This is a genomic window from Frankia sp. AgKG'84/4, from assembly GCF_023242965.2.
GTDB lineage: Bacteria > Actinomycetota > Actinomycetes > Frankiales > Frankiaceae > Frankia.
Genome location: NZ_JALKFU020001303.1, coordinates 1 through 2,142 on the forward strand (window position 1 = coordinate 1; position 2,142 = coordinate 2,142).

At 74.9% G+C, this 2,142-nt stretch carries 2 protein-coding genes; one reads left to right on the forward strand and one right to left on the reverse strand.

Annotation, left to right across the window (positions count from 1 at the left end; all coding sequences use genetic code 11):
* The coding region (locus tag MXD58_RS29885; protein WP_250611493.1) for a serine/threonine-protein kinase at positions 1 to 1,073 on the reverse strand (1,073 nt) is incomplete at its 3' end.
* Positions 1,074 to 1,331: 258 nt separating this feature from the next.
* On the opposite strand from MXD58_RS29885, the gene MXD58_RS29890 reads away from it, so the two are divergent.
* The coding region (locus MXD58_RS29890; protein WP_284679027.1) for a carboxyl transferase domain-containing protein at positions 1,332 to 2,142 on the forward strand (811 nt) is incomplete at its 3' end.

Below are 2,142 nucleotides of genomic sequence, written 5' to 3' on the forward strand. Positions count from 1 at the left end.
GGCCCGTGCACGGCCGGTGACCAGCCCCCCGCGACGGCTGCCGCCCGGCCGCCGTCGCCGAGGCCGGTTCCCGCGCCGGTCGGCTCGGATCCGGTCGGCTCGGATCCAGTCGGCTCGGATCCAGGCAGCTCGGATCCAGTCGGCTCGGATCCAGGCAGCTCGGATCCAGGCAGCATGGTCACGCTCTCGACGGCCGCCTGCCCGGCACCGGTCCAGGTCTGCTCGAGCACGTCGCCGGCGGCGGCGTCAGCCTCGGTGACGCCGTCGACCTCCCGCCCGACCAGGGCGGCGAGCAGCGCGGCGGCGGTGGGCCGCTGCCAGGGGGTCTTGGAGAGCGCCCGGGACACCGCCGTCAGCAGGTACGCGGGCAGCGCGTTCAGGTCAGGGGTGTCCCGCTGCACGCGCATCGCCAGCTGGTCGGGGGTCTCGGCGTGGAACGGGTGGCGCCCGGTCGCCGCGTAGGTGACGCAGTTGGCCCAGGCGAAGACGTCCGCCGAGGAGTCTGACGTCTCTCCGCGCATCTGCTCGGGCGACATCCAGGCCAGCGTCCCGATCACGTGGCCGGTGCGGGTGAGGGTGCTGCTGTCGGTCAGGTGGGCGACGCCGAAGTCGATGACCTTGGGCCCGTCCCAGGCCAGCAGGATGTTTGAGGGTTTGAGGTCGCGATGCACCACACCGGCGGCGTGGATGGCGACGAGCGCGTCGGCCAGCCCGACCGCCAGCCCGCGCACGAGGTGCCGCTCGATGCGGCCGCGGGCCCGGACGGCGTCGGCCAGGCTGATGCCCTCGACGTACTCGGTGACCATCCAGGGCGCCGGCGCGTCGGTGTCGGCGTCGAGCACGGCGGCCACCGCGTGGCCGCGCACCCGCAGCGCGGCGTGGACCTCCCGCTCGAAGCGCCGGCGGAACTCGGCGTCCTCGGCGAGTTCCTCGGCGGCCACCTTGACGGCGACGGCACGCTGGTCCGGGGCGAAACCGAGGTACACGGTCCCCATCCCGCCGGCACCGATCCGGTTCTGCAGCCGATACGGGCCGACCTGGCGGGGATCGTCATCCAGCAGCGGTGTGAGCATCACTCTCCTCACTCCGCTGATCTCGCGGGTGCGGTGTCCGCACCCACCCACACAGCAGGATGTGAACAAAAGGGTATGTCGCTCGCTACCGGGAGGCAGTCCGCACAATACGTCACATAATTACCTCTCCATCGGTGCCGACGGATCTTTTGAGCATCACCCGGCCGGCCCCGCGCGCGCGCTCCGACGCGGCGTGTCCTATGCCACCGCGGCGGGTGGCACAGCCGAACCGCGGGCCGCGGACCGCAAGATGCGGACATGAACAGTGACAGCCGATCCAGCGCCGGCACGGCCGCTGACTGGCGTGCGCCGCTGCTCGCCGGCATCACGCTGCGCCCGGCCGCCGAGCGCGCCGCCAATCGCCTGGGCTGGCCGGACTACGACGGACGGTCGGCGCTTAGGTGGGGCGAGGGCATGATCGTGGGGATTCCGGCCGTCGCGGCGGTGTGGGATTTCACGGTGCACGGCGGCAGCTTCGGTGAGGCCGACGCCGCGGCGTTCGCGGCCGCCGCCGCGACCGCGCTCGCGACCCGGCGTCCGCTCGTCTCGCTGCTGCGCAGCGGTGGCACCCGCCTGCAGGAGGGCGTCGCCGGGCTGGTCGGGCTGCCTCGCGCTGCCCTCGCCCTCGCCGCTCTCGACGACGCCGGGATCGGCCATCTCGCCGTGGCCGACCAGCCGACCACTGGCGGCGTCTGGGTGACCATCGGCTCGCGCGGCGACCTGCGCTGCGCCATCACCGGCGCGACGGTGGGCTTCACCGGCCCCCGCGTGGTCGAGGCGATGACGGGCACCCCGCCCCCCGCCGAGAGCCACCGCGCCGCCTCGGCGCTCGCGGCCGGGCTTGTGGACGCGATGCCCACCCCGGACACCGTCGCCGACTGGCTGCGCCGCGCCCTGACCGCGCTGGCGCCCCCCGCGCTCCCCACCTCGGAGCAGCCGGCCCGGCCGAAGGACCCGGCACCTCCGGGCGACCCCGCGGCACCGTCGCGGCCCACCGCCCGGACCGGCGCGGCCCGGACCGGCGCCGCCCGGACCGGCTGGGAGCAGGTTCGGGCGGCCAGGACCGCCG